Raw genomic sequence first — 26365 nt, 5'->3', positions numbered from 1 at the left:
CTCCAGGAGGTGACGACTTCGGTGATGGCTTCGGCAGTCGTCCAGCCGGGCAGGTTGCCGACGAGTTTCCTGCCGCGTGTCAGCGGCGGGGCTACGCGGTCGCGCCGGTCGACTCGCACCAACAGCGACTCGCTCGACGTTCTTGGCGAACCGGCTCCCGGAACCGGGTTCGGTGCTGGCGATGCCAGGGCGAGTTCGAGGGTGCTGCTGAGGGCTCCGGAGGCGCGTGAGATAACCGATTCTGGCCCTTGAGAAGGAACCTTATTCAGAACCAGGCAGGACGAAGCGGAAACTCCTGGATTCACCGCCGCCCACCCCGAGCGCGGCTCGATAGATGGACCGAAAAGATTTCCGCGCGTCAACTATCCGCGTCTGATGCTCTCCCACACCGTCCGATGTCGTCCGAGAGCATCCGGTGCCGTCCGGGATCATCCGCGAACGTTCTGTTGGCGCCCGAGGCCGGTGGGGCGGCGGCATGGAAGCGCCCCCGGCCCGGGTGGGCGCGGGGGCCAGAGAAGGCTCAGGCGAAGCGGGCACAGGCGGAGGAGCCGGTGGCGCGCTGGAGGATGTTGCCGCGCTTGCCAATGCGGACGGCGTTGAGCTCGCCGCTCTTGTCGTACCAGAGGAAGGAGAAGGGACCGGTGTAGGCGGGGCGCACGCCGGCGGAGAGCGGGTTGTCGCAGGCGAAACCGAAGTCGGGGCTGTCGACGATCTCCATGACAGCCGCACGCTGCTCGGTGGTGCGGACCTTGTAGACAGAGGAAGGGACGCGCGGCCCGCCGACCGGGATGGTGAGGGTGGCGGGGGCGGTGATGGTGGTCATGGTAGTGGTCTCCAGGTAGGTGAGAGGTGAATTGATTTATAACTTCATTGTAGTTAAATACATTCTTGATATCACTTATTTTGGAGAGAACCTCGAAGTTTTCGCATTTCAAACACCTACACCGCCGCCTGCCAGGCTCTACGACGCATCCCCGGGCGGCACCGACTCCAACCCAAGCCACTCGGCGACGGTCAGCGGGTACGCCGCCGGCACGTCGAACGGCAGCATCGCGGGAATGACACGGACGCCGCCATCGGGGCGCGGGAAGACGGTGCACGGAAGCCTGGACGGCAGGTCGGCCATGATGGTCCATCATCCCAGGCGGAGGACCCCGCTCACTCCACCGGCCCAACCACCGGAGAGACGAACCCGCGCGGTGGTCAATCCGGTCCCGTGCAGCAGAGACACTCAACTCGCGAGTTCCACCGGAGTCTCTGGTGCACCGTCGCGGAGGTACCCGACCACGAGATCACTCAGCCCGACCGGGTAGACCGTCTGGTCGCTGGCGGCCAGCTCGGCCAGCGACCACCAGCGCCAGCCGCGGATCTCATCGGGCTGCGTCGCCGCTTCGGGCCGAACCATGCCGGCATGCACCCGGGCGACGTAGTACCGCTCGACCTGGCGCACCGGCCGGCCCGCAACCAGGTGATCGCTGCTGCGCGTGGCGAGTTCGGGGCCGAGTTCAACGCCGTTGACGCCGAGCTCTTCGCGGACCTCCCGGGCGGCGGCGCTGGAGTGGTCCTCGCCCGGCTCCAGCGAGCCGCCCGGGGTGGCCCAGAAGCCGCCGTTCTCGTCGTATCTCAGCAGGAGCACACGTCGTGCTCGTCGAGGGTGATGACGCGGGCGGCGTGGCGCAGGGTCGGTGTGGGCATGCGCTCATCGTCCCAAGCTCAGCCCCTGATCACGAGGCAAGCGAGCCGAGTCCCCCGGGTCAGGCCGGGCCCGCCACCTGCAGGCGCCGCTGCTGGAACTGCGCGACAGCGGTCGCACCCGGATACGAGCGCTCCAGCACCGCGCCCAGCGTGGCGCTGCGCGCGGCGATCGCCGCCACCGGGCGGGGCGTCGCGAGCGCGTCCAGGCCGTACGCGACCGCCTGGTCGGCGTCGCCGAGCCGCGCGCACGCCAGAGCGAGGTCCAGGCTGGTGATGGCGTGCCGGGACGGCGCGAGCCGCGGGTCCCGGCTGTAAACGTCCAACGCTTGGGCGGCGAACGCCCGCGCCTGCCCCGGGTCGCCGAGCCACAGGCTGCAGGTCGCCGCGACCGACCAGACGCGCGCCGCGTCAGCGGAGAACAGGCCGGTCGCGTGCACCGGCAGCTGCTCCGCCTGGCCGCGCAGCACCTGCAGCGTCTCGGCGGCCGCGCCGTCGCCGAGCCCGGCGCGGGCGCGGGCGACCTGCCCGGCCAGCCGGGCGCGGGCGGCGCTGCCGGCCGGGGCGCGGGCGGCGCCGTGCTCGGCGGCGCGCAGCGCTTCGGCCGGACGGTCCTCGTACAGCCACACGGTCGCTTCGACGTCCCACGCCCACGCGACCGTCTCGTCATGGTCGGCCTGGTCGCCGTGGTGACGGGCGTCAGCGGCCCACGCGAGCGCGGCGCGGACGTCACCGCGGTCGTGCGCGGCCCACGCCAGCACGATCGACAGCCACGCCGCCGCGACGTACAGCTCGCGCCGCTGCTTCAGTGTCGTGCGCAGCTGCAGCAGGTCCGCGACGCGGGATCGGTCGCCGGAGGCGGCGTGGGCGAGCTCGTCGGCGCTGTAGAGCGGGTAGCGGGTCCCGTACAGTTCGATGGCCTGCCGCACCTGGTCCAGGGTGGATGCGCCGACGTCGGTTTCCTCGGCGCGGCGGGTCAGCTCCCAGGCGTGGCCGGCGGTGCCGGGCAGCAGCAGGCCAGGCAGGGCACTGCCCAGGCGGAGAACGTCACGACGGTCCGTAGGACCACCCCCCGGGGTGTGCGGCGTGTAGTCGGTGGCGAAGCCGAGCTGGACGGGCCCGGTGGCGAACAGGCGGGCGAGCCGGTCCCGGTAGTCGTCGTCGGGGCGCTCACCCTGCTCCCAGCGCCGCCACCGGCGCTCGTCGGTGCCCCGCGCCGGCAGGCCGGCGTCGTCGGCGAGCTCAGCGAGCCGGGCGAGCACGTCGGGGATGCTCCACCCGCGCGCCAGGCGGGCACTCTTGAGCCGGGTGTGCCCGCAGCAGGTGTGGATGCGCTCGGCCAGCTCGTGCAGCGCCGCCGCGGGGAGCGGCCCGCCCGGGTGGGCGGCCAGGGCGAGGGCGCGGATCGCGAGAGCGCATTCTCGCTGGTGCGGTTCCTGCACGGGTGTCTCCGCCGAAAGTGATGGGGCAGGCGTCGCCTTCACCTTCCCTGAGCTGCCCGCGTCCGGCAAGGGACAGGGCAGCAGTCGCCCGGGATTCGGGCGGCCGGTGCCCCGTGTCCCGGGCGGCAGCTGCCACTGGCAGCGGCGCTGCCCGGCGGCGGACAGTCGAGGCCCGCTTCCGCTTCCCCCGGCGGAGGTGCGGGATCCCGTGACCGGATGCTCTCGGAGGTGGCCATGCCGCTGCGTTCTGTCCCCCCGCCGTCCCCGCCCGCGAACCTGCCGGCCGGTGCTGCGGGTTTCTTCACCGACCTGGCCGCGGACCTGCCGTCCAGTAACGCCGCCACCGTGGTGATCACTCACCTGCTGCCGGGGCAGATGGAGTTCCTGCCGGCGCTGGACCGCGTCACCAGCGTCGCGGCGGTGCTGCCGAAACCCAAGTCCGCTGACCAGCGCACCCTGGCATCGGTCGCCGGCGCCTACCGGTGCGACCCGCTCAACCGCGGCCGTTTCGCTGACCCCGCCTGGCTGGCCGCCTACCTCGACGACCGGGCCGGCGGCCGGCCGCTGGTGCTGGCCGACATCGGCGGCTACTTCGCTCCGGCACTGGCCGAGGTGTGCGCGGCGCGGCCCGGCCTCATCGCCGGGATCGTCGAGGACACCGAGAACGGGCTGCGCCGCTACCAGGAGCTGCCGCACCTGCCGTGCCCCGTCTACACGGTGGCGCGCAGCCCGTTGAAGGAACCCGAGGACCGTCTCGTGGGCGAGGCGATCGTGTTCTCCATCGAGTCGCTGCTGCGCCGCCTGGGCGAGGTCCTGCCCGGCCGTCAGGCGTGCGTCCTGGGCTTCGGGAAGATCGGCGCCGGGGTCGCGTCCGCGTTGCACGCCCGGCACGTGCGCGTCACGGTGATCGACACCGACCCGGTCCGTCAGGCTCAAGCGATCTCGCTCGGGTACGGGTGGGCGCGCACGGCCGACGCGATCACCGGCGCGGACCTGGTGGTCAGCGCGACCGGTAGCCGCGCCATCGGCATGCCGCACCTGGAGCTGCTGCGCGACGGTGCCGTCCTGGCCGGCGCGACCTCCAGCGACGACGAGTTCGACCTGGCCGGCCTGCACACCCCGGGGTCGGGGTTCACCGGCGTCGACGTGATCCCCGGCGTGGCCCGCTACAGCCGCGCCGGCCGGTCGTTCCTGCTGCTGGGCGGCGGTAACGCCGTCAACTTCCTGCACACCTCAGCGCTCGGCCCCGCCATCCACCTCATCAAAGCGGAGATCATCGCGGCGGCCGCGCGGCTGGCCACTGAAGCGCACGAGCCGGGCCTGCACGAAGTGCCGGGTCCGGTCCGCGCCCGCATCGCCGCCGCCTGGGTGGAGGCGTTCCAGCGCACTTCCACGATCGGAAAGGCCACCCGATGATCATCGCGGTTGAGGGGACGAGCTGCGTCGGCAAGTCGACTCTGGCCGAAGCTCTGGCCGGCCGGTTCGGGTGGGAGGCGATCGGCTGCTACTACCACGTCGCCGACGACCCGGCGGTCCTCGGTGAACCCGTCGCGACCTGCGAAGCGCAGCAGTTGGAGGCGCTGGCCGCGCACCTGGCCGTCGAGACTGAACGCGCCCGGCGGGCGCGGGCCGCGCTCGCCCGCGACGGCGCGGTCATCGTGGACCGCAGCGTCGACACGCTGCTCGCCCACCTGGGAGCCATCGGTCACCTCCACGGCTTGGACGCCCGCACCCGTGCGCGCGCCATGGTCGCCGCGCAGGTCACTGCCGGGACCGCCGTGCTGCCCGACCTGACGCTGCTGCTGACCGCTGATCCCGCCGTGCTGGCGGCGCGCGCCGCCACCCGGCCCGGCCTGCCCGCCATCTACTACGACCCGCGGTTCGCCGCTCACTTCAACGCGCATTTCACCGACCCGGTCAGCCGGCGCTGCGTCCGCGTGGACGGCGGCCTCGACCGCGGCGAGGTCCTGGAGGAGGCGCTGGCCCACATCATGCGGGCCGCGGTCACGCTGGCCGGAGCGAGGTGACGGTGTTCGCTTTCGGACTGTGCGTCGACGAACGCTACCTGCTGCCGTCGCTGGTGGCGCTGGACTCCCTGGCCGCGACCCTGCCCGCGGCGACGCGACGGCAGGCCGCGGTGCGGGTCCTCACCTCGGACCTGACCCGCCAGCACGCCACCACCCTCGCCGATCTGGCCGGACGGCTCGGTTTCGGGTCGTTCGACCTGCGGTGGACGCAACCCATGCGGGCGGCGCGGATGGCTGACACGATCTACATCACCGCCACCACCTACCTGCGGTTCGAGTTCACCGCCGCGTTCGTCGGCCGCCCCTACCTGGTGTACGTCGACGCCGACACCCTCGCCGTCGACGACATCTCCCCGCCCCTGCACGACCTGCCCGGCGACCGGCTGGGCCTGGTCGCTGACGAGTTCACGCCCGAGGTCGGGCGCGGCCAGGCCCTGCCCGGCCTGACCGGTGACCGGCCCCACCTGGCGGGCCGCCCCTACTTCAACGCCGGCATGTGGTGGGCGCCCACCGCGCTGCTGCCCGCGATCCGCGCGGGCGTGCGTGACGCGCTGCTCACCGGCCGGCGCTACATCTTCCATAACGACCAGGACGCGCTGAACCTGTGGCAGCTCGACCACGGCACCGTCCACCCGGTCGCCGGACGGTTCAACACCTACGAGCTGGCCCGGTTCCTGGAACGCAGCGACTGGCCGCGCCGCTACACCAGCCGCTCTCCCCACGCCACCGGCGCCGCGCTGCTGCACTTCGTCGGCAGCGCCAAACCGTGGCTGCCGTCGTGCCCGCCGACCGAGCACGTCCGCCTGTACCGGGACCAGTTGCGGCGCACCGTCCGCGCCGTGCACCGGCTCGGTGACCTCAGCGTCGACGCCCCCGCCTGCGGGCGGCGGCCGTGACCGGCGGACCCGGCTGGCAGGCGGCCGTAGCGGCCTGCCAGGCGCTGCTCGGCGCCGGCTTCGCTGAGACCACGCGCCTGTCGAGCGCGCCGGCGGTCGCGGTGTACCGGGTGCGGCTGCTCGACCGGCCGCACCCGGTGGTGGTGAAGCTGTACGCGGGCCGGGCCCGCCGCAAGGCGCTCCTCGAGCAGCGGGCGTTCACGGCGCTCGCGACCGGGTGCGGCGCGTTCACCGTCCCGCGGCTGCACGCGGCCGGGCCGGTGCCCGGCTTCGACGTCACCGCGCTGGTCCTGGACGATGCGGGCCCGTCCAGCCTCCACGACCTACTCCAGTCGGGTGCCCGCGCGCGCGGCGCCGCCCTGCACCAGTTGGGGTGGCTGCTGGCGGCGTTCCACCAGCAGCCGCACCCGCCGCCTCAGACGCCGCGCGTTGATGTCGCCGGGCAGGTGGCCGTACTGCAGCGGCGGCTGCCCGCGCCTGTGCGCGGCGCCGCCCGTGCCGTGCTGGCGCGGGCCGCCGACCACGCCAGCGCGCGGCCGCTGGTGTGGTGCCACGGCGACCTGCACCCCGGCAACGTGCTGCTGCCCGCGCACCACGACCGGCCGCACCTGATCGACTTCGAGCAGACCGTGGTCGCGGCCGCCGAGTACGACCTGGCGCAGACCATCGTCACCGTCGACGCGTTCGACCCCGGCGAGCAGGACCTCCTGGCCGGCGGCTACGGGCCCGGCCTGTCCCCTGACCTGGTCGCCGCCCTGGTCGCCTTCCACACGGTGCGCGGCTGGTGGTGGGCCGCCCTGCGGGAAGGCCGCGACGCCTCCCTGTGGGAGAACCGCCTGCGCGTCGTCCTCCGACCATGACCCGCCCCCCCTTTTTTCGAGGAAGGACCCTGCCATGGGTGATGAGACACCGGCCCTTTCGGTGGTGATCCCCGCGTTCAACGAACAGGACTACCTGCCCCGGCACCTGCCGACCGTGCTGGCGTCCCTGCGCCGGTGGGAGACCGCCACCGGGCAGCGCGGCGAGATCATCGTCGTCGACAACGCCAGCACCGACGCCACCGCCCGCGTCGCCGCCGACCTGGGCGCTCGCGTCGTCACCGAACCCGTGCGCGGCATCGGCCAGGCCCGCAACACGGGTGCCGTCGCCGCGTCCGGCCGCTACCTGATGTTCATCGACGCCGACGTCGACTTCCCCGCCGAAGGGATCACCGACGCGATGCGGCACCTGGCCTCCGGCCGCTGCGTGGGCGGCGCCATCCCGCCCCTGTACGAGCCGGCGAAGCTCGGCGCCCGGCTGCTGGTCGCCGCGTGGGGCCTGTACCGCCGCTACTTCGGCGGCGCCCAGGGCGTCACCCAGTTCTGTACCCGGGAGGCGTTCGCCGCGCTGGGCGGTTACCGGCCCGACCTGTTCATGAGCGAAGACGTCGAGTTCTTCGCCCGCCTCACCCGGCTCGGTGCCCGGCGCGGCATGCCGGTCGCGCACCTGACCCATCTGCGGGTCAGGCCGTCCAACCGGCGCTTCGACCGCTGGTCGAGCTGGCGGATGCTCTGGTGGGCCAACCCCGTCACCGCGCATCTGTTCCTCACCTCCCGCCGCTTCTGGCGGCACTGGTACGACTCCACCGTCCGCTGAGAAAGGCCCCCTGCTCGTGCATGCTCGACTTCCCATCCCGGACGCCGTGGGTGTCTACACCTTCCCCGACGATGTCGCTGCCGCGCACCGCGCCCACCAGCAGCATCTCGCCGGGCGGCGCGCCGCCGGCGACGCTGCGGTCATCGAGGTCGCCGCGCCGGCCAGCGGCCGGACGTACCTGATCGAGCGGCGCCGCCCGACCGGCCGGCCGATCGTAGTGGTCGAACCCCACCATGACGATCTGGTGCTGTCGGCGAGCGGGCTGCTGCTCGCGCAGCCTCGCCCGCTCACCGTCGTCACCGTGTTCACGCGGTCCGCGACCGCCCACCCGACGGTCCTGGCCCGCTACCCCGGCCAGGACGCGGTCACCGCGTTGCGTGCCCGTGAGGCCCGCCAGGCGCTGCTGCCGTTGCAGGCCGGCCAGCGGATGCTCGGCCACCGCGACGCCGCCCCGCCGTACCGGCCCTACGATCCGGCGGCGCTCGACCACGTCACCGCGGAACTGCGCGACGTCCTCGCCGAAGCCGGTGACGCGGAGCTGCTCGCTCCGGCCGCTGTCACCCGCCACCCCGACCATCTGCTCGTCCACGAAGCGGCCCGCCGTCTTGGCTGCCGCTGGTTTTGGGAGGATCTCGCGTTCTGGCAGACGTACGGCATGTCGCCCGATGACCGGCACCTGTTCCGCCGGCGCGTCGGCGGCACCCTCACGGCCGAGCTGGTCGACATCACCGGCGTGCTACTCGACAAGCTGACCCTGCTGTACGTGCACGGCTCCCAGCTGCAGCCGCCCCACGCCATGTACCGGCCGCTGCGGCACGCCTGGACCACCGCGGCCGCCCTCCGCGACGGCGGGGCGGGGGCGGTGTGCTTCGCGGAGCGCTTCTACCGGCAGGAGAGGCCATGACGGCGGGGACGGTTCTGTTCGCGTGGCGGCGGATCCCGCCGCCGTTCCTGATCGGCGGCGCCGAAGTGTCGCAGCAGCTGCTGGCGGAGGAGTTCACCGCCTCCGGGTGGGACACCCACTACCTGGCGTCGCACGAGCCGCCGTGGAGCACGACCTCGGACCTGCCGGCGATGCTGCAGCACCTGGCCGCCGCCCGGATCCCGTTCGAGCACCGCTACCGGGCCGGGGAGCTGCGCTACACCTGCAACGGTGTCGCGGTCCGCGCCGTACCGCAGGAGCGGCTCGCCGGCGTGCTCGACGGCATGCTCGATGATCTGGCGCCCGACCTGGTCGTCACGTCGATGGAAGGCGCGGCGGACCTCGCGGCGGCCGCCCGCTCCCGCGCGGTGGTCGCCGGGTGGCTGCATTCGGTATCCGCCACGAGCGTGGGCGTTCTCGGCGGGGACCCGCACTACGCGCTGGCCACGTCCCGGTTCGTGCTGGAGCGCACGCCGCCGTCGCAGACCGCGGTGCTGTTCTACCCGCCGTTCCGCCCCGCCCCGATGGAAGGCGCGGCCGGGGGTGGGGATCTGCTGATGGTCAATCCGGTGCCCGCCAAGGGCGCCGAGCTGATGCACCGGCTCGCCGAGCTGCTGCCGGATCGGCGTTTCACCCTGGTCGAAGGCTGGTGGGACACCTCCGCGGAGTTCGCCCGCCACCCCAACGTCACCTACGTGCCCCGCACCTACGACATGGGCGCCCTCTACCGGCGGCACCGGCTGCTGCTCGTGCCGAGCACCGTCGACGACGCGTTCCCGCGCGTCATCGTCGAAGCGGCCCTGGCCGGGCTGCCCGCGGCCGGCTCCACCCGGGGCGGCATCCCCGAAGCGATCACCGATCCGGACCTGCTAGCCCCGCCAGGCGACCACACCGCGTGGACGGCACTCATCCGCAGCCTCACCCCCGCCCTGTTGGACGAGGCCGCCGCGGCGGCGTACCGCCGTGCCGTACCGATGGCTCGGGCGTGCCTGCCGGAGCTCGCCGCGGCGGGCGTCATCCCGACCTGACCCGCCCGGGCGGTACTCCCCCGGCTATGGGCGTGCGGTGAACGCGGCCCGCACCTGGTCGCGGCGGGCCGTCCACCAGTGCAGCAGCCGCTCACCGGACGCCCACAGCTCGTCAGGGCCGTGGTCGCCCTTGTCGTAGTGCCACTGCAACTGCCAGAAATCCGTCATCCGCTTCCACCACAGCCGGTCGACGGCGTCGGCCAGGTCCTCGTCGGCGAGGTCCACCACCGTCCGGTAGCCGGCGGTGAACGCCGCCACCCGCTCCAGGTCCAGCCGCCCTTCGCTGGTGGTGAACTGCACCTGCGCCGTGCGGGCGACCTCCTCGGCGTAGGGGCGCACGGCGAGCCGGTCCCAGTCGAGGACCGCGGTGACCGTCCCGGCCTGCCACAGCACGTTCAACGGCTGGACGTCGCCGTGCGTCCAGCCGACCGGCCCGCGCGGCACCTCGCCGGCGGGCCGGTCACCGGCGCGCGCGGCGAGCAGCGTCTTGCGTTGCCGCAGCGCATCCGCGGCCGCCGCATCGAACGGGCCCGGCGTCTCCAGCGCGGCGATGACGTGCAGGAACCGGTCGGCGTCCGCGGCCGCGGCTTCCGGCGCGGTCACCTTCGCGAGGGGCCGCTCGACCGTCTGGTCCAGGCCCGTCCCGGTGGAGGCGAGCGCCTGGTGGATGCCGCCGAGCAGGCCCCCCAGCGTGGCGGCCTCGCCGACGCCGAGGTCTGTTCCGGGGCGGTGGGATCCCGTAGCCCACGGCAGCAGGCAGTAGGCGCGGCCGTCGATGTCGGCGACCGTGTCGCCGGCGGCGGTCAGCCGCGGCGGGCACACCGGCAGACCGGCGGCGGCCAGGGCCTGCAGCGCGGTCAGGCTCCTGCGGGCTTTCGCCACAGGAACGTCCACGATCTCCTTGAGCGCGAAGACACCCCGCGCGGTTTCGATGCGCCAGTTGCGGTTCATCATCCCCGCCGGCAGGAACACCACCGTGCTGGGCGTTCCCACGTCGAACGCCGCCGCGACCTGTGTGATCTGTCTGGCGGGGAGTTCGGCCCGCGCCGATGCTTGTGCGTGTGCAGTCACGGTGTGGAGGCTACGGCACCGCCACCGGCCTGTCCGGCCGACCGCGAGACCCCGTCGCGCGTCTACCGGCCTTGGCCGAGCTGCCGGTTGTAGAACGATCCGGGCCCGTTCCCCGACGGCAGCGGCCGGTCCGGGGTGGGCGCGTGGACGACGGCGCCGGCGGCGGCGTCCGGCAGCAGCCCGTACACCAGGTACACGCTCGCGTCGATCCGGCCCGGCGACATCGGGTCGGTCGGCATCCACGTCGCCCATTCGCGTTCCAGGTCGGTGAACATGCCGCGCAGCCGGACCCGGTCCTGGATCATCTGCTGGGCGACCGGCTCGGCGCGCAGCAGCTTGCCGACCTTCGCGCGGACCGGCCGCACCAGGGGCGGCAGTTTCCGGGCGGGGATCTCCCCGGCGCGTTGCAGCGTCTCCCACGAGGTGCGGATCGCCAGCTCGCACATGTCGCCGCCGTAGTTCGACTCGACGTAGATGATCGCCGCGTCGGTTTCGTGGGCGAGCCGGCACGCCGCCGCCGACCAGTCCGCCGACGACATGACCCCGGACCAGTCGTGGGTGATCCACACGCGGCCGTCGTCGCCGAGGAACCCGCCGACGACGCCCGCGGTGTCGCGGCCGCCGCCGGACGGGTCGACGGACACGGCGATCTTCTGCGGGGTGACGTGCAGGCCCGGGTCGCGGATGAGCCGCAGCAGCTCCTCCGACACCAGGGCGCCTTCGGCCGGTTGCGGGTCGCCCTGGCCGAGCGCGTGCCAGTCCCGCACGATCGATGTGCGTTTCATGTCGTCCCACCAGGCGAGCAGCGCCGCCCGATCCCGGGTGGGGATCTTCGGGTGGGTGAGCGGGTCGCCGTCGCGGCGCCCGAGCGGGTCCGGGCCGAACTTATCCGGGTTGGCGATGGCCGGCAGGTGCACGACCTTCCACCGGCCGCCCTCCTCGATGCGGCCCTCCTCCTTCAAGCGGCGACCAGCCCAGTCATCGGGATGCCACCGCGTTTGGATACCGACGACGGCGTTGCGGTCCGGCTGCAGGCGCTTCAACGCGGTCGACGAGTACCAGTCATGCACGGCCTGCCTGCTGGCCGCCGACTCCGCGTCCGCGCGGTCCTTGTGGGGGTCGTCGATCAGCAGCAGATTGACCGAGAAGCCGGTCAGGCCGGAGCCGACGGAGACGGAGCGGACGCCACCGCCGGAGAGCAAATCCCAGTCCTGCGCGGCTGACGAGCCCGGTTTCAACGCCAGGTCGTATTCGTGGCCGTACTCCTCGACGTAGCCGCGGATCATCTTGCCGTGCCGCAGCGCCAGGGCGTCGCTGTAGGAGGTGACGGCGACCTTGTCGCCCGGGTGCCGGGCCAGCCACCAGAACGGGAACCACTCGGCGACCAGGGTGCTCTTCCCGCACTGCGGCGGGGTGATGATCAGCAGCCGGTCGTAGTCGCCGCGCTCAGCCCCGGCCAGCGCCTGCCCGATGAGCCGGACGTGCGGCCGCAGCACGAACGTGCGGTCCAGGCCGCGGGCGAGCGTCACCGGGTCGGCGAGCAGCGCCCGGCTCGTCTCCCGCTGGGCGGCGGCCAGCCGCCGGTACAGCTCGACGTCGTCGAGGTGCGCCAGCTCTTCGGGGAAGGGCCGGCTCAACCCGATCCGGTGCCGTCGCCGGCCGGGTAGACGCCCTCGTCCTCGTCGCCGGTGCCGTCAACAGCGGTGACGCGCCGCATCACCGCGGCGGCCATCTCCGCCAGGCGGGCCCGCCGCTCGGTGACCGGCAGGTCGGCGAACTCGGCGAGCTGCACGGTCAGCGGGTCACCTCCGGGCCCAGTGACGGCGATCGTCGCGCCCGGGTCGCCGAACAGGACGCGCCGGTGCCGCATCGTCACGTCCAGCAGCCGGATCAGGTCGCCGGGCGACAACTCCTCGGGGCGGATCGACGGCAACCGCTGGGCGATCTTCCCGACGGCGGCGCCGAGGATCTTCGCGTCGTTCTCGGCGGCTTTGCGCCGCTCCTCCAGCCACGTCGCCTTGTACAGGTCGTCCAGGTGCCGGTCCCACGCTTCGGCCCGGTCCCGCCACCGGTGGGCCGCCGCGATCTGCCGGATCCACCCGTCGGCCCGTGTCAGGTTCTCCGCAGTCTTCCGCAGGGTGCGGGTGCGGCCCAGATCGCGGTAGACGCAGAACTGGGCGTAGCGGGTGAGGCTCTCGCCGGGCTGGCGCTCCCAGGGGTCGAGTGTGGCGTCCATCTGGAGGGCCTTGAGACCGCTCATGACGCGTTATCCCAGCTCGGCGGGGTCCGGGTGGGGCCGGACAGGTACTCGCCTGCCAGGCGTTCCAGGAGCCTCCAGCCTTCCCCGGTGGGGATCTCGCCGCGTCCCTCGGCGGCGGCGATGGCCTTGTTGAGGGTGACGGCGGCCGGCGCGGGCAGGGTGCGGGCGCCGAGCACGGTTTCCAGGCCGACGTGGCCGGTGTGGCAGGGCTCGCCGTCGGGGCTGGTGTAGCCGTCCTGGAGCTCATCCAGGTGCCGTTCGGCGATGGCGAGGATGGCGTGCAGGGCGGTGGCGACGTTGCCGACCTTGTGGGCGGCGTGGGTGGAGGCGAGCGTGTCCAGGGTCTGCTCGTAGTCGGCGCGGGCCGCGAGCCAGGATTCGTTCTGGCCGAGCCGCGCGGCGTTGAACGCTTCGCGGGCGGTCTCCAGCTCGTCCGGCAGGAAGATCAGGGACACGGTCGCGAAGTCCAGGTTCGCTTCCGACAGGCCTTCAGGCTGGACCTGGGCGAGGAGTTCCAGCTGGTCGTCGGCCAGGCCAGAGTAGGCGCGCCAGTCGACGTCGTCGAGCTGCTCGTACAGCTGCTTGAGGGTGGCGGGGTCGTCTTGGCCGGAGATCGCGTTGTGGGACAGCTGGATGGCGATGAGCTGCTGGCGGGTCAGCTGCTCCTCGATGAGCATGCAGTCGATCTCGTCCAGGCCGGCTTCGACAGACGCCATGGTGCGGTGGTTGCCCGACAGGATCAGCTCATGGCCTTCGTCGTACTCGCCGCCGGAGTAGATGAGCGGGGTGGAGGTGAGGCAGCCGTCGCGGCGGATGTTCTCCACCAGCCGGTCGAACTCCTCCTTGCGGAAGAACCTCGCGTTGACATCGAGCGGGGTGAGGGTGCGCGGGTCGCGGCGCACCAGCCGCGGCCGGAAAGCAGGGGCGGGCGTAGCGGTGTCGGTCATCGCGCGTCGTCCTTCTTCATGTCCGTGCCGTGCTTGCGCTTCCACAACTGCAGGGCCTCATCCAGGGTGTAGGCGCCGAGCGGGCCGCCGTACTGCAGCTGGTAGGCGTGGATGCCGTCGCCGCCGGGTTCGGTGCGTTTCTGCAGTTTCACGCCGGGGATGCCGCGGCCGTACTTCGCGGAGTTGGGCCGGTCGGTGAACGCGGTCGTCGACCAGGCGGTGATGCGCCGCGACAGGGAGCGCTGGACCAGCAGCTGGGCTTCCTTCGTGGAGGCGGCCATGACGATGAGCTTGGCCAGGCGCCGGTACTTCGTCCAGGAGACGGGGAAGTCGCTCATGAGGTAGGCGCACGACGGCTCGTACTTGGGCGGCAGGTACGCGAACGCGCCGATGAGGAGGCCGTCGACGGCGACGCCGCACGCGATGAGCGGCGTGCCGGGCTTGATGCTCTTCGACATGAACTGGGAGCGGATCGCGGCGAACTGGCCGCCGGTCAGGACGTGGAGGGTCATGCGTTCGCCGAGCTCATCATCCGGGCCGATCTTCGGCATGGGGATCGGCGCGGTGGGCTGGTGGGGGCGGACGATGCGGCGCGGCCCGGAGGCGGCGTACACGTAGATCGGCAGGCCGCGGTTGGCGGTCTGGACGACGCCGGCGAGGTGCCGCCGGAGTTCGGGGCGTTCGATGTGCAGACCGAGCACCCAGTTGGGGCGGTCGCGGACCTGGGCGATGATCTCTTCTTTGCCGTCTTCGTCGAGGTCGCGGAACGACGGGGTCGGCCAGTCGAACACGGTGTCGATGGACGCGAACTGTGCCTGATAGTCGCCGCTGTTGTGCATGGCGAAGCCTTCGCCGATGTACGTGCCCGTGGTCGTTGTGATCGACTGGATCGGGCGGACGCCGACCCGCTCGACGGCGACGACCTTCACGCGGGGGTTACCGCGGGACCGGATGCTCAGCCGCTCGATCTCCAGCTGCTGGACGCGGGCGACCAGCCGTTCGGGGCGCAGGGTGCCGAGGGCTCGCAGCATCTCGGGCCAGCCGCCGGTCATGTCGTAGCTGCACACGCCGCTGGGGCGCGGGCAGACCGTGGTGTCGAAGCCCAGTTCCTTCATCCAGGCCGTGTACTGGTCGGCGACGATGCCTGGCCGCTGGGAGATCCCGGCTTTGGATGCCGACTTACCCAGGTACACCGAGCCTTCGCCGTCGAGGACGCCTGCGAGCCACCCGGCCTCGTAGGTGCGGGCCGGCTCCCAGGTGTCAGTGAGGCGGATGACGTACGGCGCCTCTTCGAGCAGCCGGTCGGCGCGGACCCACTTGCGTGGCACGCGGCTGGGTCGGTCGTAGCGGTCGGCGAGCCAGGGGTGGTCCTCGGTACACACGATGCCTGTGCCGTCTTCCAGGATGACGCGCACGCACTCCTTCATCGCGGGCTCCGACCGCACGATCTCCGACCAGCGCAGGCGGCGGTGTGTGAAGCCCCCGGGCGTCTCCTCGTCGAAGGCGAGGAGACGGTCTCCCGCGCGCAGCTCACCGCACGGCACCCACCGCAGGTCCGCGGTGAGCAGCCGGTGTTCCGGCGCGAGGCAGTAGAACGGCGGGAACATCACCACGGGAGCGTCGGCGGGCACAGCGTCGGTGAGGTAGTCGCGGACGTCGCCGGCATAGAACGAGCCGAGCCGCACGGTGAGGTTGCGCAGTTTGGTGGCGGTCTTGTCGTGCATGCGCGGCCACTGCGCTTGGGTGGCGGCCATCATCCGCCGGTAGTAGGCGCCGTCCCGGCCGACCCACTGCAGGAAGCGGGTGCCGAGCATGAGGGTGGCGAGCAGGTCCGTGGGGTCGTCCAGGTAGGGGCTGAGCCAGCCGAGGACGTCCTGGTACTCCTCGCGCAGGGTGTAGGTGAGGGGATCTCCGGCGAGCCACCAGCCGAGCGCGCACGAGTAGGCCTGGATGTCGTTGCCGTGCACGCGGCGAGCGTCGCCGAACCGGCTGTGCAGGACGCGTTCGATGGTGTAGTTGCCGGAGCAGCCGATCCAAATATCGTCGCCGGGCCAGGTGCCGGCGTGCTCGTAGATGATCGAGCGCAGTGGTGCGGGGATCGATCCGTGGAACATGCCAGCCCCCGGCCTGAGCGTGCTGCTGCTGGGGAGCGCCGGCCAGGAGTCGAACCTGGTCTGCCCCTCCGGGAGAGGGGCGTGCGGCCGTTGACACTTCCGGCGCGTGATCGGCTGCGCCGCTGCACAGGCAGCCGATCACGGATGATCGTAGCCGATTTGCCACGGAGTGGATGTTGGTGGCGAATGTGGGTTGATCGCGGGATTCGCTCAGGTACAGCGGTTTTGTGCCGCCCGGCAAAACGCGGGCATGCTATGCGGCGAACGCGAACTGCTGTGGGCCGCGTAGCCCTTACTTCCAAGCGTCGTCGAATCCGGGGCCGGTCCGTCCAGCATGGACGAAACCCCTGAAGGGTGGTCCAGCCGTATGGCGGTTCATGCTGTGGGCCGAAGGTCGGGGCACGCTCGACGACCGAAGGACTCCTACGCAGAGTCAGCCGAGGCGTTTACGCACTCGCAGCCTCTGACTCCGACCAGACTTGACAAACCAGCCCGTGATCTTAACTACGCGGCATCACAGCGCACCCGGCTGATCTACCGCACGCTCACCTACCACCGTCGCAAGCACGATCCTAAGGGCTTCGGCGAAGAGGCCTTCCAGACCCTGCTGAGCGCCGCCGCGCCCAGTTGGGCGGGCCGATCTCACTGGTCTGGGACAGCCTGCCCGAGCACGTCAGCACCACGATGCGCACTTGGATCACCGCGTACGAGGGCTGGCTGACCGTTCCGGCTGCCGCCGTACGCACCCGGCCTCAACCCGGCCGAGGGCATCTGGGCGGCATTACGGACGAAGCTGTTCAACTTCACCGTCGGCGACATCGACGAGCTCGCCGCCCTGATCAGGAGCCAGCTCAAGCCCATGCAGTACCGTTCCGACCTGCTCAACGGGTTCATCTCCACGACAGGTCTCATGCTCGACTCACCGTAACCCCCGACTTTCAGTCTCTGCAGGCGGCACGGACGCGCAGCCTAAGCTTTTCGATCTTTTGGTAGGTGCTACGGTTCTCTATACTTGCTGCCATGAGCGAAGAAAAGTCACCTGCAGTCGACATCAGCAGCTTAAATGTGAAGGTGTGGTACGGGCAGGTCTATCTTGCCGACGAAGAACTTGATGGGGATGTGTCAGGCGACTCAGAAGACTCACCAACCGCTTCAGCTGGTGTTATCCGGGTAACGCCAGGTCTTGCCGTCCTGAGCTTCGGCATCGACCAAGGGGAAGTCCTCATCACTGTGGCTGTGGCCGTTCGGGATCCAGGCGCCGATTCCGAGGGATACGAGGACATCGTAGAGACCAGCTTCGAGTCCCCGTCTGGCCGGGTTGGCCTGCTGGAGTGGAGTTGGGATGAAGTTAAGACTTACGACCTTCCCTCACTACCAGATGGACCTGGGTCATACCGCTTGCGCTTCCACCTGAAAGGACTGGATGCTCATGCGGGAGCACAGGGTTACTACCTTCAGATCTGGCCTGAGCCTTCTAGCGATCCTACCGTACTGAAGGCTACGAGTAGAAACATTCAGTATTTCCTAAACCCGGAGGGTTTTAATTCTGATGAGATTGCTTCAGGTAGAGCTTGAGCCGACCGGGAATTAATGAATGCCCTCCAATCTTACTAGAGGGTGCCTGAAAAGCTGGCGTTCGCGTCGCGGTTCAGCTGCCTGCGGGTGTGCGTTGCTGGGCGTGGGAGGCCCCGATCCCCGACGCCCCTACCCGACCGATCTCACCGACGCCGAATGGGCGCTGCTGGAACCGCTGGTCCCCGCCCCGAAAAGCGGAGGCCGCCCGGTCCTGCACGCGCGTCGGGAGATCGTGGACGCGATCTCCTACTGGCTGCGGGCCGGCTGCGCCTGGCGGCTGCTGCCGCACGATTTCCCGCCCCTGGCAGACGGTCTACCACTACTGGCGGCAATGGAGGATCGGCGGCTGGTGGGAGGAGGTCCTAGCCGTGCTGCGCGAGCAGGAACGCGCCGGTCAGGGGCGTGATCCCACGCCGAGCGCCGGAGTCATCGACAGTCAGAGCGTGCGCGGTACCGAACGCGGCGGCCTGCACGGCTACGACGGCGCCAAGAAGGTCCTCGGAGTCAAACGGCATCTACTGGTCGACACCCTCGGCATCGTGAGCCCTTTTCAACCTGACGGCGCTGATCAGCGTGGGCGCAAGGGGAACTGGGTTGAGGTGCGAGGAGGCTCCCGGTAAGACAGCAGTCGACCAAGATCCGATGCCCCAACCGGAAGCCTCGTTGCTGTCATACCGTGCCGCGATTCCGCGGTCCAACCACACCCTTGCCCGCCTGGCCGACCTGATCCGCGCCCACCGCGCCGAACGCCGCTCCCGCTGGCGCCGCCTCGGCCCCGGGCAGCAAGCCCTCCTGGTCCTGGCCCATCTGCGCAACGGCGACACCTACACCCGCCTGAGCAGCGGGTTCGCCATCGGCACCACCACCTGGCGCTACGTGCGCGAGGCGATCGACCTGGTCGCCGCCCTGGCCGACGACGTGCACACCGCCGCAGGCAAGGCCTCGCGCCTGGCCTATGCCGTTCTGGACGGCACGCTCCTGCCGATCGACCGGCTGGCCGACGATGCGCCGTACTACTCCGGAAAACACCACCGGCACGGGGTGAACGTCCAGTTCCTCGCCAATCCGGCGGGCCGGCTGGTGTGGGCCTCACCCGCACTGCCCGGCGCGGTGCACGATCTGACCGCGGCCCGGCGAACCGGCCTGGTCGACGCTCTGACCGGCGCCGGCGTCCAGGTCTTCGCCGACCGGGGGTACCAGGGCGCGGGCGGCACGATCCGGACCCCGTTCAAGCGCCACCGGCACCGTCCGCGCCTGTCGCGTCACCAGAAGTCCGTCAACCGCGCCCACGCCCGCATCCGGGCGATCGGGGAACGCGCCGCCGCGACGCTAAAGGCATGGAAGGTACTGGTCCGACTCCGCTGCTGCCCACGCCGCGCCACCGCGATCGTCCAGGCCATCCTCGTCCTGCAGCTCATCGAAGAGGACCGTTACTCAGGATGAAAAATGCTCACTAAATTGACCCAACTCGGGTCATTTATGCAAAATAATAAACAACGAACGGAGGGAGGACCACCAGGCGTCCTCCCTCCGTTACGGTTATCGCGAAGCCACTAATCCACGATTGCTACCCAGAAGGGATTGTTTGATCCGACACGGTAATGTGCATAAAAAGATCCGAGCGTGTTGCCTTGGAGTCTATTATGCGTCGCATTTACTGCGCGTAGCGAATAGTGGCCATTCGCGGCAACCTTTCCCTCCTTTGTTATAGCGGCCGCCCCCTGCCTTGTGGAGGCGAAGGGAAATTCGTCGCAGTTCAGCCACGGCGCCCCGGCAGGGTAGTCAGGATGCGTCTGCTCCGGATATTTCTCCGAGAAGTAGTATTTGCAGTAATTCGTCCCCTTATCCTGCTTCCAGTGCTTTTGCATGCGCGTGCCGACATCCATGAACATCTCGATATCGGACCATTGCTTTCGATTAAGTTCAGCGACGCCATCAGGGGCGCGCAGCAAAGGCTTGCTGCCTTTCACGAGCCAGTTTCCTGGGATATTCTTTTTGTTTCTGTCCCCGCCGATATCGATCTTGGCTGGAGGATACTCCGGCTTGCTCCAGTCATGTCCATCCCGTAGCGGCGGAAATGTATATTTGTTTATTTCTGGATCCATCGCATCCTTGATATGTTGGGTTACTTCGGCGAATTGCTTGTCCCTGCTCAAGGACATCTCGAAGATGCGACTTGCTTGAGCATTGATGCACCCTCCGGTTCGCTTCCCTGCAGTCGAGTGAAACGTTTTGAAGTCACATCGAAAATATGGCGCGTACACCTCTTCTTGCCCGTTAGTTGTGTCACCTTTTCGCCGGACGCCACGCTCTAGGCCCAGCTCGTCCTTGACCGCCTGGCTCCACAGATAGAACCGGTCTGGCTGCTGATCATCCCATATAGTGACTATGGGCTTGATTGTGCAGTACGGAGTAGCGTTTTCGGGATCGGCGGCACTGGCTCGAATGATAAATTGATCATCAGGGTCAGTGTGCCATGCGGAAACATCTTTTCTTTGGTGACTTCCGCTTCGCACCTTGCAGTCCGTGCCGTCTTCCTTCGACTCAACCATTACCTCTATGCCCATATCTAGGCCCTTTATCTGGGCCGATGACAACTTGACTCGACCCGAGCCGTCTTCCACCGCGATCTCATCGAGACGGGTGAAAATTTTTATGTCTTGCGGTCTCCAGTCAGGCAATGGAGTTGGGTGGATGTTGTCGCCTTTGCCGTTGCCTAGGTAGCTATGGATAACCCAGGTGGCTCGGAAACGAAATCGGTCGTCGTCTTCAAAGAAGTCGACTCCGAACTCCTTCTTCAGCTCCGCCATGATGGCCGACTTCGTCGAGGAAAGCCTCAGTGTTCTGCTGATCGGGTCTTCTTCGAAGTCTTGCATGTATAGATAGGCAGACCAGCAGGCGAGGTAGGGCTTTTCCTGGATGCGAGCCTGGTAATACTTGTAGTCGAATCCCGCAGTGTCCTTGCAGTCCTGCAAGTCGATGTGCTCGTAATCGAATTTGTAGGGGTTAGCGGGGGGCGGCGCCGAGGACATCACCCTATGTGTAACCTGGGCGACCGGGCTCGCTAGGAAAGCGGTGATCTCAGCGGCGTCGAAGGATCGCTGGTAGATCTCGACCTCGTCAAGGTCTCCCTTCATCCTGCTGCCCAGCGCCATGGCAGCATCCGCGTTCCACACCGTGAAGCTGATCGGCGCGGTCTTGGTGAGGGTTCCGTTGAGGTACAGCGAGGCGCTCTTGGCCGTGGCGTCGTACACGCCGGCCAGGTGGAACCACTCGTTTACCGGGGGTTCGACGTCGGACAGCACGCCCTCGATCGTTGCATCGACGGCGTCGGCGCTGGTGAAGGTGAACACCAGCCCGTGGTCGGCGGTGTTGCCGAGCCGGAACGGTGCGGTGTGGGTGCCCCTCTGCTCGAGGACGGTGTAGTCGCCGTCCTTGTCGCTCCAGCGCAGCCAGGCGGCGGCGGTGAAGCTCTGATCGGTGCGGATCACCGGCCCGGAGGTCTGGGCCAGCGGCTCCTCGCCCGGCTGGGTGACGTCCACGGTGACCTGCTGCCAGTCCGACCAGGCTGAGGCGGCCTGCTCGGTAACCGCGCGCAGGCGCCAGCGCACCTTCCATCCGTCGGCCAGCTTCCCGTCGGGCATGGTCACCGATGCCTGGGTGCCCGAGGCGACGTTGTCCACGTTCCCGGTCCAGATTTGGCCGGTGCCCTGCCCTTCGGGTGCGGTGGGGTCGTGCTCGATCTCGGCTTCGGCGCGCAGTGCCTGGCCGGTCGGGTGGGTAACGGTGGCCTTCAGCGTGGGGGTGAGCGTGGTGCTCACCGTTGCGCCGTCCACCACCTTCGACGGAGTGATGGTCAGGCCAGCGGTGGTGGGCTTGGGCAGGCTGACGGTGAAGGACTGCCAGTCCGACCAGGCCGAGGCGGCGGTGGCCGAGACCGCGCGGGCTCGCCAGCGCACCTTCCAGCCATCGGTCAGTGTGTCCGTCGGGACGGTGATGCTCGCCTGGGTGCTGGCCGGCACGTTGTCGGCGCTGCCGGTCCAGATCTGCCCCGACCCCTGGCCGGTAGGTGCGGCCGGGTCGTGCTCGATTTCGGCCTCGGCCCGCAGCGGCTTCCCGGCCGGGTCGTTCACCTGGGCCAGCAGCACCGGGGTGAGCGTGGAGGTGACGGTGGTGCCGTCCACCTGCTCGGACGGGGTGACCTGCAGCGCAGCCACGGCCGGTTCGGAGATCGGATCCGGGACGTCGACGGTCAGGGTCTGCCAGTCCGACCAGGGTGAACCGACCGTGGTGGCGGTGTTGATCGCCCGGATCCGCCAGCGCACCTTCCATCCGTCGGCCAGCTTCCCGTCGGGGACGGTCGCCGACGCCTGGGTACCGGAGGCGACGTTGTCGAGACTGCCGGTCCAGAGCTGGCCGGTGCCCTGCCCTGTGGCGGCCGGGTCGTGCTCGACCTCGAACTCGGCGCGCAGCGGCTGGGCGCCCGGGTCGGTGACCGTGGCGCGCAGGGCCGGGGCCAGGCTCGTGGTCACGGTGCCGCCGTCCACCACCTGGGAGGGGGTGACCTGCATGGCGCCGACCGTCGGGTTCGGCACGTCCACGGTGGCCGTCTGCCAGTCCGACCACGCTGAGGTGGTGGCGGCGGTGGCGTTGGCCACGCGGGCGCGCCAGCGGATCTTCCAGCCGTCGGTCAGCTTCCCGGCGGGCACGTTGACGGTGGCCTGGGTGCCGGAGGTGACCGCCTGCGAGGCACCGGCCCAGATCTGCCCCGATCCTTGTCCGGTGGCGGCCGGGTCGTGCTCGATTTCGAACTCGCCGGTGAGGTTTCCGCTCGCGCTGTCGGCGACCGTGGCGGCCAGGTGCGGGGTGAGCGAGGTCGTCACCGTGGTGCCGCCTACCGCCTGCGCCGGGGTGATGGCCGGGGCAGAGACACTCGGCGCGGAGGCCGGGCCGCTGGTGGTGATGGTCAGCTTCGGCGGCAGGTTGAACTCGGTGTCTTCGGAAGAGGTGAACACCCGGTAGTTGTTGATGTTCGCCTCGCCGGGCGACTTGAGCACCAGTCCGTGGTTGGCTGCGCCGGCGGCCCAGTCCTGGGCGATGTCGGTGACATTCCACTCCATGCTGTCCGGGTAGGTGGCGCAGTCCACGTTGACGCCCTTGAAGTTGGTCGAGGCGTCCTCAGTGGTGTGGCCAGGATTGCCGGCCCAGTACTGGTTGTCCGGGTCCCACGCGCTGGTGAGGCGGGCGACCTGGATACCGTTGGCGAGCGCGGCGCCGCAGTTGTGGCTGTCGATGGTGTTCATCGACAGCGTGGCAGCGGTCACCGTGCTGCCGGGCAGGTCAGTGGTGTCGAACCGCAGGTGCACCCGGCCCTTGAACCCGCCTCTCATGGTGCCGGCCATCATGTGCTGGTTGTCCGGGTAGGCAGGCCAGTCGATCGTGTCGTTGGTGGAGACGTCGACGTCGGCGCTGAGCGGCAGCGTGACCACCGAAGCCACCCGCACCGGGTAGGTGGTGTCGGCATCCGTCAGGAACGCCTGGTCCGGTGTGACCACCAGCTCGGTGCGGCCGTTCTTGGTGACGACGTCCGTGTCGGCCTCGGCGTGCTTGGCCAGGGAACGCCGGCCCTTGGTGCTGCCGTCCGACATGGTCGGTCGTGTCCCCGCGGCGACCAGCTTCTTGTTCTTGCCCTTCAGTAGCAGTCGGCCGCTCTTGCCCTCGGACAGATTCAGACCGCTAGTCTGCACGCCGATGCGGATCTTCAGCGGCTTGGCGGGCCGCTCACGCAGCACCACCTCGTGCCGGAAACCCGTCGGCAACACCGCGACGACCAGGTCCGCGCCCTTACCGGCGGCATCAGTGAATGTGGCGGTGTTCTTGCTGATGGTGGGCTTGGGCAGTGCGGTCGGCCAGGACAACGCATAAGACTGCCCGTTAATGGCCGCCATGGAGACGAACGCGCCTGCGCCACCGTTGGCAATCGCTACGGCAACATCCGAGGCGATCGCCTTCGGCTTAAGCATCCCGTTCTGCTCGACCAAGGTGGTATCGATCGGCACCCATTCGCTGCCCTGCCTGGTCCGCACCGGGCCCGCCGTGACCTCGGTCTTATACGTCTTTCCGTCGGGCTGGGCGTACGTGATGCTGGTCGCGGTCGTCTCGTCAGTGATCTCGATGGCCTTGCCCTGCTTGGCCGCCGAGTGGGAAACGGCGATCCGCGCCTGCGACGGCGCATTGGAGACTGCGTTTCCGCTCTTCCCGGCAACCCACTTCGCCGTATCGTTCAGGCTCGCGTCGTGATTATTCCCTGACGAGTCAGCAGCTGCGTCGCCCTCTCCCTCGTCGAAGGTCCAATGCCCGGCTGCTTTCGCGAGGGTGGTGAAGGACCAGGTGTAGGGGGCCATCGTGTTTTCCCACGAGTCGATCGCCTCCGAGACCTCGACGGTGTAGGTCGTGCCTGGACTCAGCGGTTGTTGTGGGGTGAACGTCACGATTTTCTGCGTATCGTCGCGCGCTAGCGTGCCCGTGATTGCAGTGCCCTGTGACGTTTTCACAGAAATTACGGCGTCACCGATCGGTTCCGAGAACGTCACACGCACTTTGGCATCAAGGGGAACGTCTGTGGCCCCGGCTGCGGGCTCATAAGCCACCACGCGTGGCGCGATAGTGTCTTCACCGTCTGGGTCTGTGGTCTCGTCCTCTTCCCAAGGTTCCTCTGGGGCATCCAGTTTGTCTGCCCCGACGAAATACGGCTGCCCGTCCTGTTGCATTTCGACCTTGGCTGCCATCTCCGGGCTGAGTCCTACTGACGCAATCTCGTCAGCGCTCTCCGGCATGTACATCGACTTCCGGACTGCCTCCTCGTACTCAGGGAACGTGCCCAGGAGTTCAGGAGTTGAAATAACGACCGTCTCACGACGGGGCGGTGGAGGTGGTGTCGGCAGTTCGACGTCGACGGTGAGGATGGGCGGGTGGAGTTGGAACTTGCAGTCTTCCAGCGGCTTGGTCCTACAGCCGCCGGCCTCCTCGGAGGCGTAGCGCCGCCAGTTGCGCAATTCGGATTCGTTGCCTGCGGTGAGCTGGATGCCGTAGTTGGTGGCACCGTCGATCCACGCCTGAACGATCCCGTTGATCGAGTGGACCAGGTTCCAGGCGTAGTTGCAGTCTTCGCTGTAGGCGCCGTACTCGGTGTCCGCGCCCGCGCTGGTGACGGACGGCTGGCTGTTCCAGTACAGCTTCATCTCGTCCCAGTCGGAGGTGATCCGCCGCGCTGTGATGCCGGAGCCGACATACTCCCCGCAGTCATTGGACTGGTGGTTCCACAGGTTCAGGTCGGCGTTTTCGACCTTGCTGCCCGCGAGCTCGGCGGGGATGTCGGGGAACTTCAGGTAGCCGCGCCAGCGCTTGGCGGTGCTGCTGGCATAGGACTTGCCGACCACGATCTCGGACCTGTAAAAGGTGTCCCAGCTGTCCGTGAGGTCGACATCGTTGATGTAGGCGTCCACGCCGTCGCCGGTGTGGCCTTCGTACCAGTCAGACGCCGCGGCGGTCATCGTCACCGGGTAGGTCGTCGCCGCATCGGCCAGGAATGCGGCGTCCGGCGTGAACACCAGGGTCTTGCCGTCTTCGGCGAGTGTGACGGCGGCCTTGCCGAGCTTGCCTGCATCGAGCGGGGCATCCAGGTCGGCGGCCTTGGCGTCCTGCAGCAGGGTCGGCCGTACTTCGGTCAGCGTCTTGCCGTCCTCGCCCACGATGGTGGGCCAGCCTGCGGCGTTCTTTGTAAAGGACATGCCTTTGGGCAGGTCGACCGGGACGGGGAAGGAGACCGGGCCGGTGGGCCGTTCGGCGATGGTGATCTGCTGTTGGAACCCGGTGCGGGTCGCGGTCACCACCAGGTCGCGGCCCTTGCCGTAGGCGGAACGGTAGGTGGCGGTGTTGCCTTTCAGTTTGGGCTCGGGCAGGGCTGATGGCGTGGTGATCTTCGCTGTGGCGTCGGCCGCCTGGCTCTTGAGGAGAGTCTTGTCCCGGCCGGCGGACAGGACGAGGTTTCCCTTTGCGGCCTTGGGCTTGATGACGCCGCCCGCCTCGACGAGGGTGGTGTCGATCGGTGCGAAGCTCTTGCCGTCGGCCTTCTTGACGCGTACAGGCTCGCTGGACAGCTCAATCCGCAGTGTCTTGCCGTCCGGGTTGGCGAACAGCGTCATGTTCTCGGTGTTGCGCTCGGGGATCTCGACGCGCTTGCCGGTCTCGCGGGCCTTCTTCTTGGCGGCCTCCACCGTCTCGTCCACGACGGGCTGCTCGCCGTTCTTCGAGGTGGGCGGTGAGGAGGTTTGGGCCGGGGCCGGATCGGGTTCCTGCTCGGCCCAAGACGGGATCGCGGTCAGGCTGACGACCATGGTCGCAGCCAGGGTGGCGGCGGTGGCACTCGTCAGTTGGCGTCTGCGCCTTCGGGGCCCAGAGGAGAGCGATAAGGGCTCCCCGCTGCCTGTTACTAAGGTCACAAGTTCTCCTGCGTACATACAAGTGGCCCACGCCGAAGCGTGAGCCAACCGAACACACGTTCGGCTCGCAGAAGGTATCAGTAAAATTTACATAAAGAAAGATCTACGATCAAATCCATTGCATGATCGAAATGCTTTGCGAGCTGGCTTTTCACGAAGAGCACCCATTGGCCTTGGAGAAGATCCAGGTTGTCCAACGTGACGTGCGCGCGTCTGCCTGTGACTCCGCTCAGCTCCATCAAGGTGGCACCAGCA

21 protein-coding genes, 1 tRNA gene and 1 pseudogene are annotated in these 26365 nt (G+C 69.1%); 12 read left to right on the top strand and 11 right to left on the bottom strand.

The window, feature by feature from the left end; translation table 11 throughout:
- Positions 1 to 520: 520 nt before the first annotated feature.
- The 4 genes from ACFOWE_RS18160 to ACFOWE_RS18145 all read right to left on the bottom strand — a co-directional run bounded on the left by ACFOWE_RS18160 (position 521) and on the right by ACFOWE_RS18145 (position 3134).
- On the bottom strand, positions 521 to 823 hold the full coding sequence (locus ACFOWE_RS18160) for a hypothetical protein (protein WP_377289286.1): 303 nt from the start codon (positions 821 to 823) through the stop codon (positions 521 to 523).
- Between the two features lie 138 nt (positions 824 to 961).
- Positions 962 to 1126, bottom strand: a complete 165-nt coding sequence (locus ACFOWE_RS18155) for a hypothetical protein (protein ID WP_377289284.1) — start codon at positions 1124 to 1126, stop codon at positions 962 to 964.
- A 105-nt stretch (positions 1127 to 1231) separates the two neighbouring features.
- Positions 1232 to 1636 carry an NUDIX domain-containing protein gene (locus tag ACFOWE_RS18150; protein WP_377289283.1) on the bottom strand — a complete coding sequence of 135 codons (405 nt, stop codon included), beginning with the start codon at positions 1634 to 1636 and terminating at the stop codon, positions 1232 to 1234.
- Positions 1637 to 1754: 118 nt separating this feature from the next.
- Positions 1755 to 3134, bottom strand: a complete 1380-nt coding sequence (locus tag ACFOWE_RS18145) for a hypothetical protein (RefSeq protein WP_377289281.1) — start codon at positions 3132 to 3134, stop codon at positions 1755 to 1757.
- A 234-nt stretch (positions 3135 to 3368) separates the two neighbouring features.
- Between ACFOWE_RS18145 and ACFOWE_RS18140 the strand changes: the two genes are divergently transcribed.
- Genes ACFOWE_RS18140 through ACFOWE_RS18110 form a run of 7 tightly spaced genes read left to right on the top strand, consistent with a single transcriptional unit; the run spans position 3369 to position 9642 of the window.
- Positions 3369 to 4550, top strand: coding sequence for an adenosylhomocysteinase (locus ACFOWE_RS18140; protein WP_377289279.1), 1182 nt, complete (start codon positions 3369 to 3371; stop codon positions 4548 to 4550).
- Complete coding sequence (locus tag ACFOWE_RS18135; protein WP_377289277.1) at positions 4547 to 5161, top strand: AAA family ATPase; 615 nt, start codon at positions 4547 to 4549, stop codon at positions 5159 to 5161. Before ACFOWE_RS18140 ends, ACFOWE_RS18135 begins: the two co-directional genes overlap by 4 nt.
- 2 nt (positions 5162 to 5163) lie before the next feature.
- The gene (locus ACFOWE_RS18130; RefSeq protein ID WP_377289275.1) at positions 5164 to 6057 is read left to right on the top strand and encodes a glycosyltransferase; all 894 of its coding nucleotides are present in this window, start codon (positions 5164 to 5166) and stop codon (positions 6055 to 6057) included.
- Positions 6054 to 6917, top strand: a complete 864-nt coding sequence (locus ACFOWE_RS18125; RefSeq protein ID WP_377289273.1) for a phosphotransferase family protein — start codon at positions 6054 to 6056, stop codon at positions 6915 to 6917. Before ACFOWE_RS18130 ends, ACFOWE_RS18125 begins: the two co-directional genes overlap by 4 nt.
- Positions 6918 to 6951: 34 nt before the next feature.
- Positions 6952 to 7692 (top strand): glycosyltransferase, encoded by a 741-nt coding sequence (locus ACFOWE_RS18120; RefSeq protein ID WP_377289271.1) that lies wholly within the window; start codon positions 6952 to 6954, stop codon positions 7690 to 7692.
- Between the two features lie 46 nt (positions 7693 to 7738).
- Positions 7739 to 8596 (top strand): PIG-L deacetylase family protein, encoded by an 858-nt coding sequence (locus ACFOWE_RS18115; RefSeq protein WP_377289269.1) that lies wholly within the window; start codon positions 7739 to 7741, stop codon positions 8594 to 8596.
- On the top strand, positions 8593 to 9642 hold the full coding sequence (locus ACFOWE_RS18110) for a glycosyltransferase (RefSeq protein WP_377289267.1): 1050 nt from the start codon (positions 8593 to 8595) through the stop codon (positions 9640 to 9642). The genes ACFOWE_RS18115 and ACFOWE_RS18110 overlap by 4 nt, the downstream gene beginning before the upstream one ends.
- A 24-nt stretch (positions 9643 to 9666) precedes the next feature.
- Here the strand turns inward: ACFOWE_RS18110 and ACFOWE_RS18105 are convergent, their stop codons facing one another.
- The 6 genes from ACFOWE_RS18105 to ACFOWE_RS18080 form a co-directional block, all read right to left on the bottom strand.
- Positions 9667 to 10713, bottom strand: coding sequence for a phosphotransferase (locus tag ACFOWE_RS18105; protein ID WP_377289265.1), 1047 nt, complete (start codon positions 10711 to 10713; stop codon positions 9667 to 9669).
- A gap of 62 nt (positions 10714 to 10775) precedes the next feature.
- A complete protein-coding gene (locus ACFOWE_RS18100; protein ID WP_377289263.1) occupies positions 10776 to 12350 on the bottom strand; it encodes a terminase large subunit domain-containing protein in 1575 nt (524 codons plus the stop codon).
- Positions 12347 to 12973 carry a hypothetical protein gene (locus tag ACFOWE_RS18095; RefSeq protein ID WP_377289261.1) on the bottom strand — a complete coding sequence of 209 codons (627 nt, stop codon included), beginning with the start codon at positions 12971 to 12973 and terminating at the stop codon, positions 12347 to 12349. Before ACFOWE_RS18095 ends, ACFOWE_RS18100 begins: the two co-directional genes overlap by 4 nt.
- Positions 12970 to 13920, bottom strand: a complete 951-nt coding sequence (locus ACFOWE_RS18090; protein ID WP_377289259.1) for a ParB N-terminal domain-containing protein — start codon at positions 13918 to 13920, stop codon at positions 12970 to 12972. Before ACFOWE_RS18090 ends, ACFOWE_RS18095 begins: the two co-directional genes overlap by 4 nt.
- Positions 13917 to 16034, bottom strand: a complete 2118-nt coding sequence (locus tag ACFOWE_RS18085; protein ID WP_377289257.1) for a Hint domain-containing protein — start codon at positions 16032 to 16034, stop codon at positions 13917 to 13919. Before ACFOWE_RS18085 ends, ACFOWE_RS18090 begins: the two co-directional genes overlap by 4 nt.
- 34 nt (positions 16035 to 16068) lie before the next feature.
- Positions 16069 to 16140: transfer RNA gene (locus tag ACFOWE_RS18080), tRNA-Gly, on the bottom strand.
- A 414-nt stretch (positions 16141 to 16554) separates the two neighbouring features.
- Here ACFOWE_RS18080 and ACFOWE_RS33910 point away from each other — a divergent pair.
- The 5 genes and pseudogenes from ACFOWE_RS33910 to ACFOWE_RS18060 form a co-directional block, all read left to right on the top strand.
- Positions 16555 to 16962: pseudogene (locus tag ACFOWE_RS33910) on the top strand (transposase); the annotation flags it as partial.
- Positions 16963 to 17054: 92 nt separating this feature from the next.
- A complete protein-coding gene (locus tag ACFOWE_RS18075) occupies positions 17055 to 17609 on the top strand; it encodes a hypothetical protein (RefSeq protein WP_377289255.1) in 555 nt (184 codons plus the stop codon).
- Between the two features lie 19 nt (positions 17610 to 17628).
- Positions 17629 to 18015 carry a transposase gene (locus ACFOWE_RS18070; RefSeq protein ID WP_377289253.1) on the top strand — a complete coding sequence of 129 codons (387 nt, stop codon included), beginning with the start codon at positions 17629 to 17631 and terminating at the stop codon, positions 18013 to 18015.
- Positions 17978 to 18229 carry a transposase gene (locus ACFOWE_RS18065; RefSeq protein ID WP_377289251.1) on the top strand — a complete coding sequence of 84 codons (252 nt, stop codon included), beginning with the start codon at positions 17978 to 17980 and terminating at the stop codon, positions 18227 to 18229. Before ACFOWE_RS18070 ends, ACFOWE_RS18065 begins: the two co-directional genes overlap by 38 nt.
- A 43-nt stretch (positions 18230 to 18272) precedes the next feature.
- Positions 18273 to 19052 carry a transposase family protein gene (locus ACFOWE_RS18060; RefSeq protein WP_377289249.1) on the top strand — a complete coding sequence of 260 codons (780 nt, stop codon included), beginning with the start codon at positions 18273 to 18275 and terminating at the stop codon, positions 19050 to 19052.
- Between the two features lie 110 nt (positions 19053 to 19162).
- Here the strand turns inward: ACFOWE_RS18060 and ACFOWE_RS18055 are convergent, their stop codons facing one another.
- Positions 19163 to 26005: a DNRLRE domain-containing protein gene (locus tag ACFOWE_RS18055; RefSeq protein ID WP_377289247.1), complete on the bottom strand. Its 6843-nt coding sequence runs from the start codon at positions 26003 to 26005 to the stop codon at positions 19163 to 19165.
- Positions 26006 to 26365: the final 360 nt, after the last annotated feature.

This window comes from Planomonospora corallina (genome assembly GCF_042650625.1).
GTDB classification, from domain to species: Bacteria; Actinomycetota; Actinomycetes; order Streptosporangiales; family Streptosporangiaceae; genus Planomonospora_B; species Planomonospora_B corallina.
Note: the sequence above shows the minus strand (reverse complement) of the source record. Positions and strands in the feature narration are given on the sequence as shown.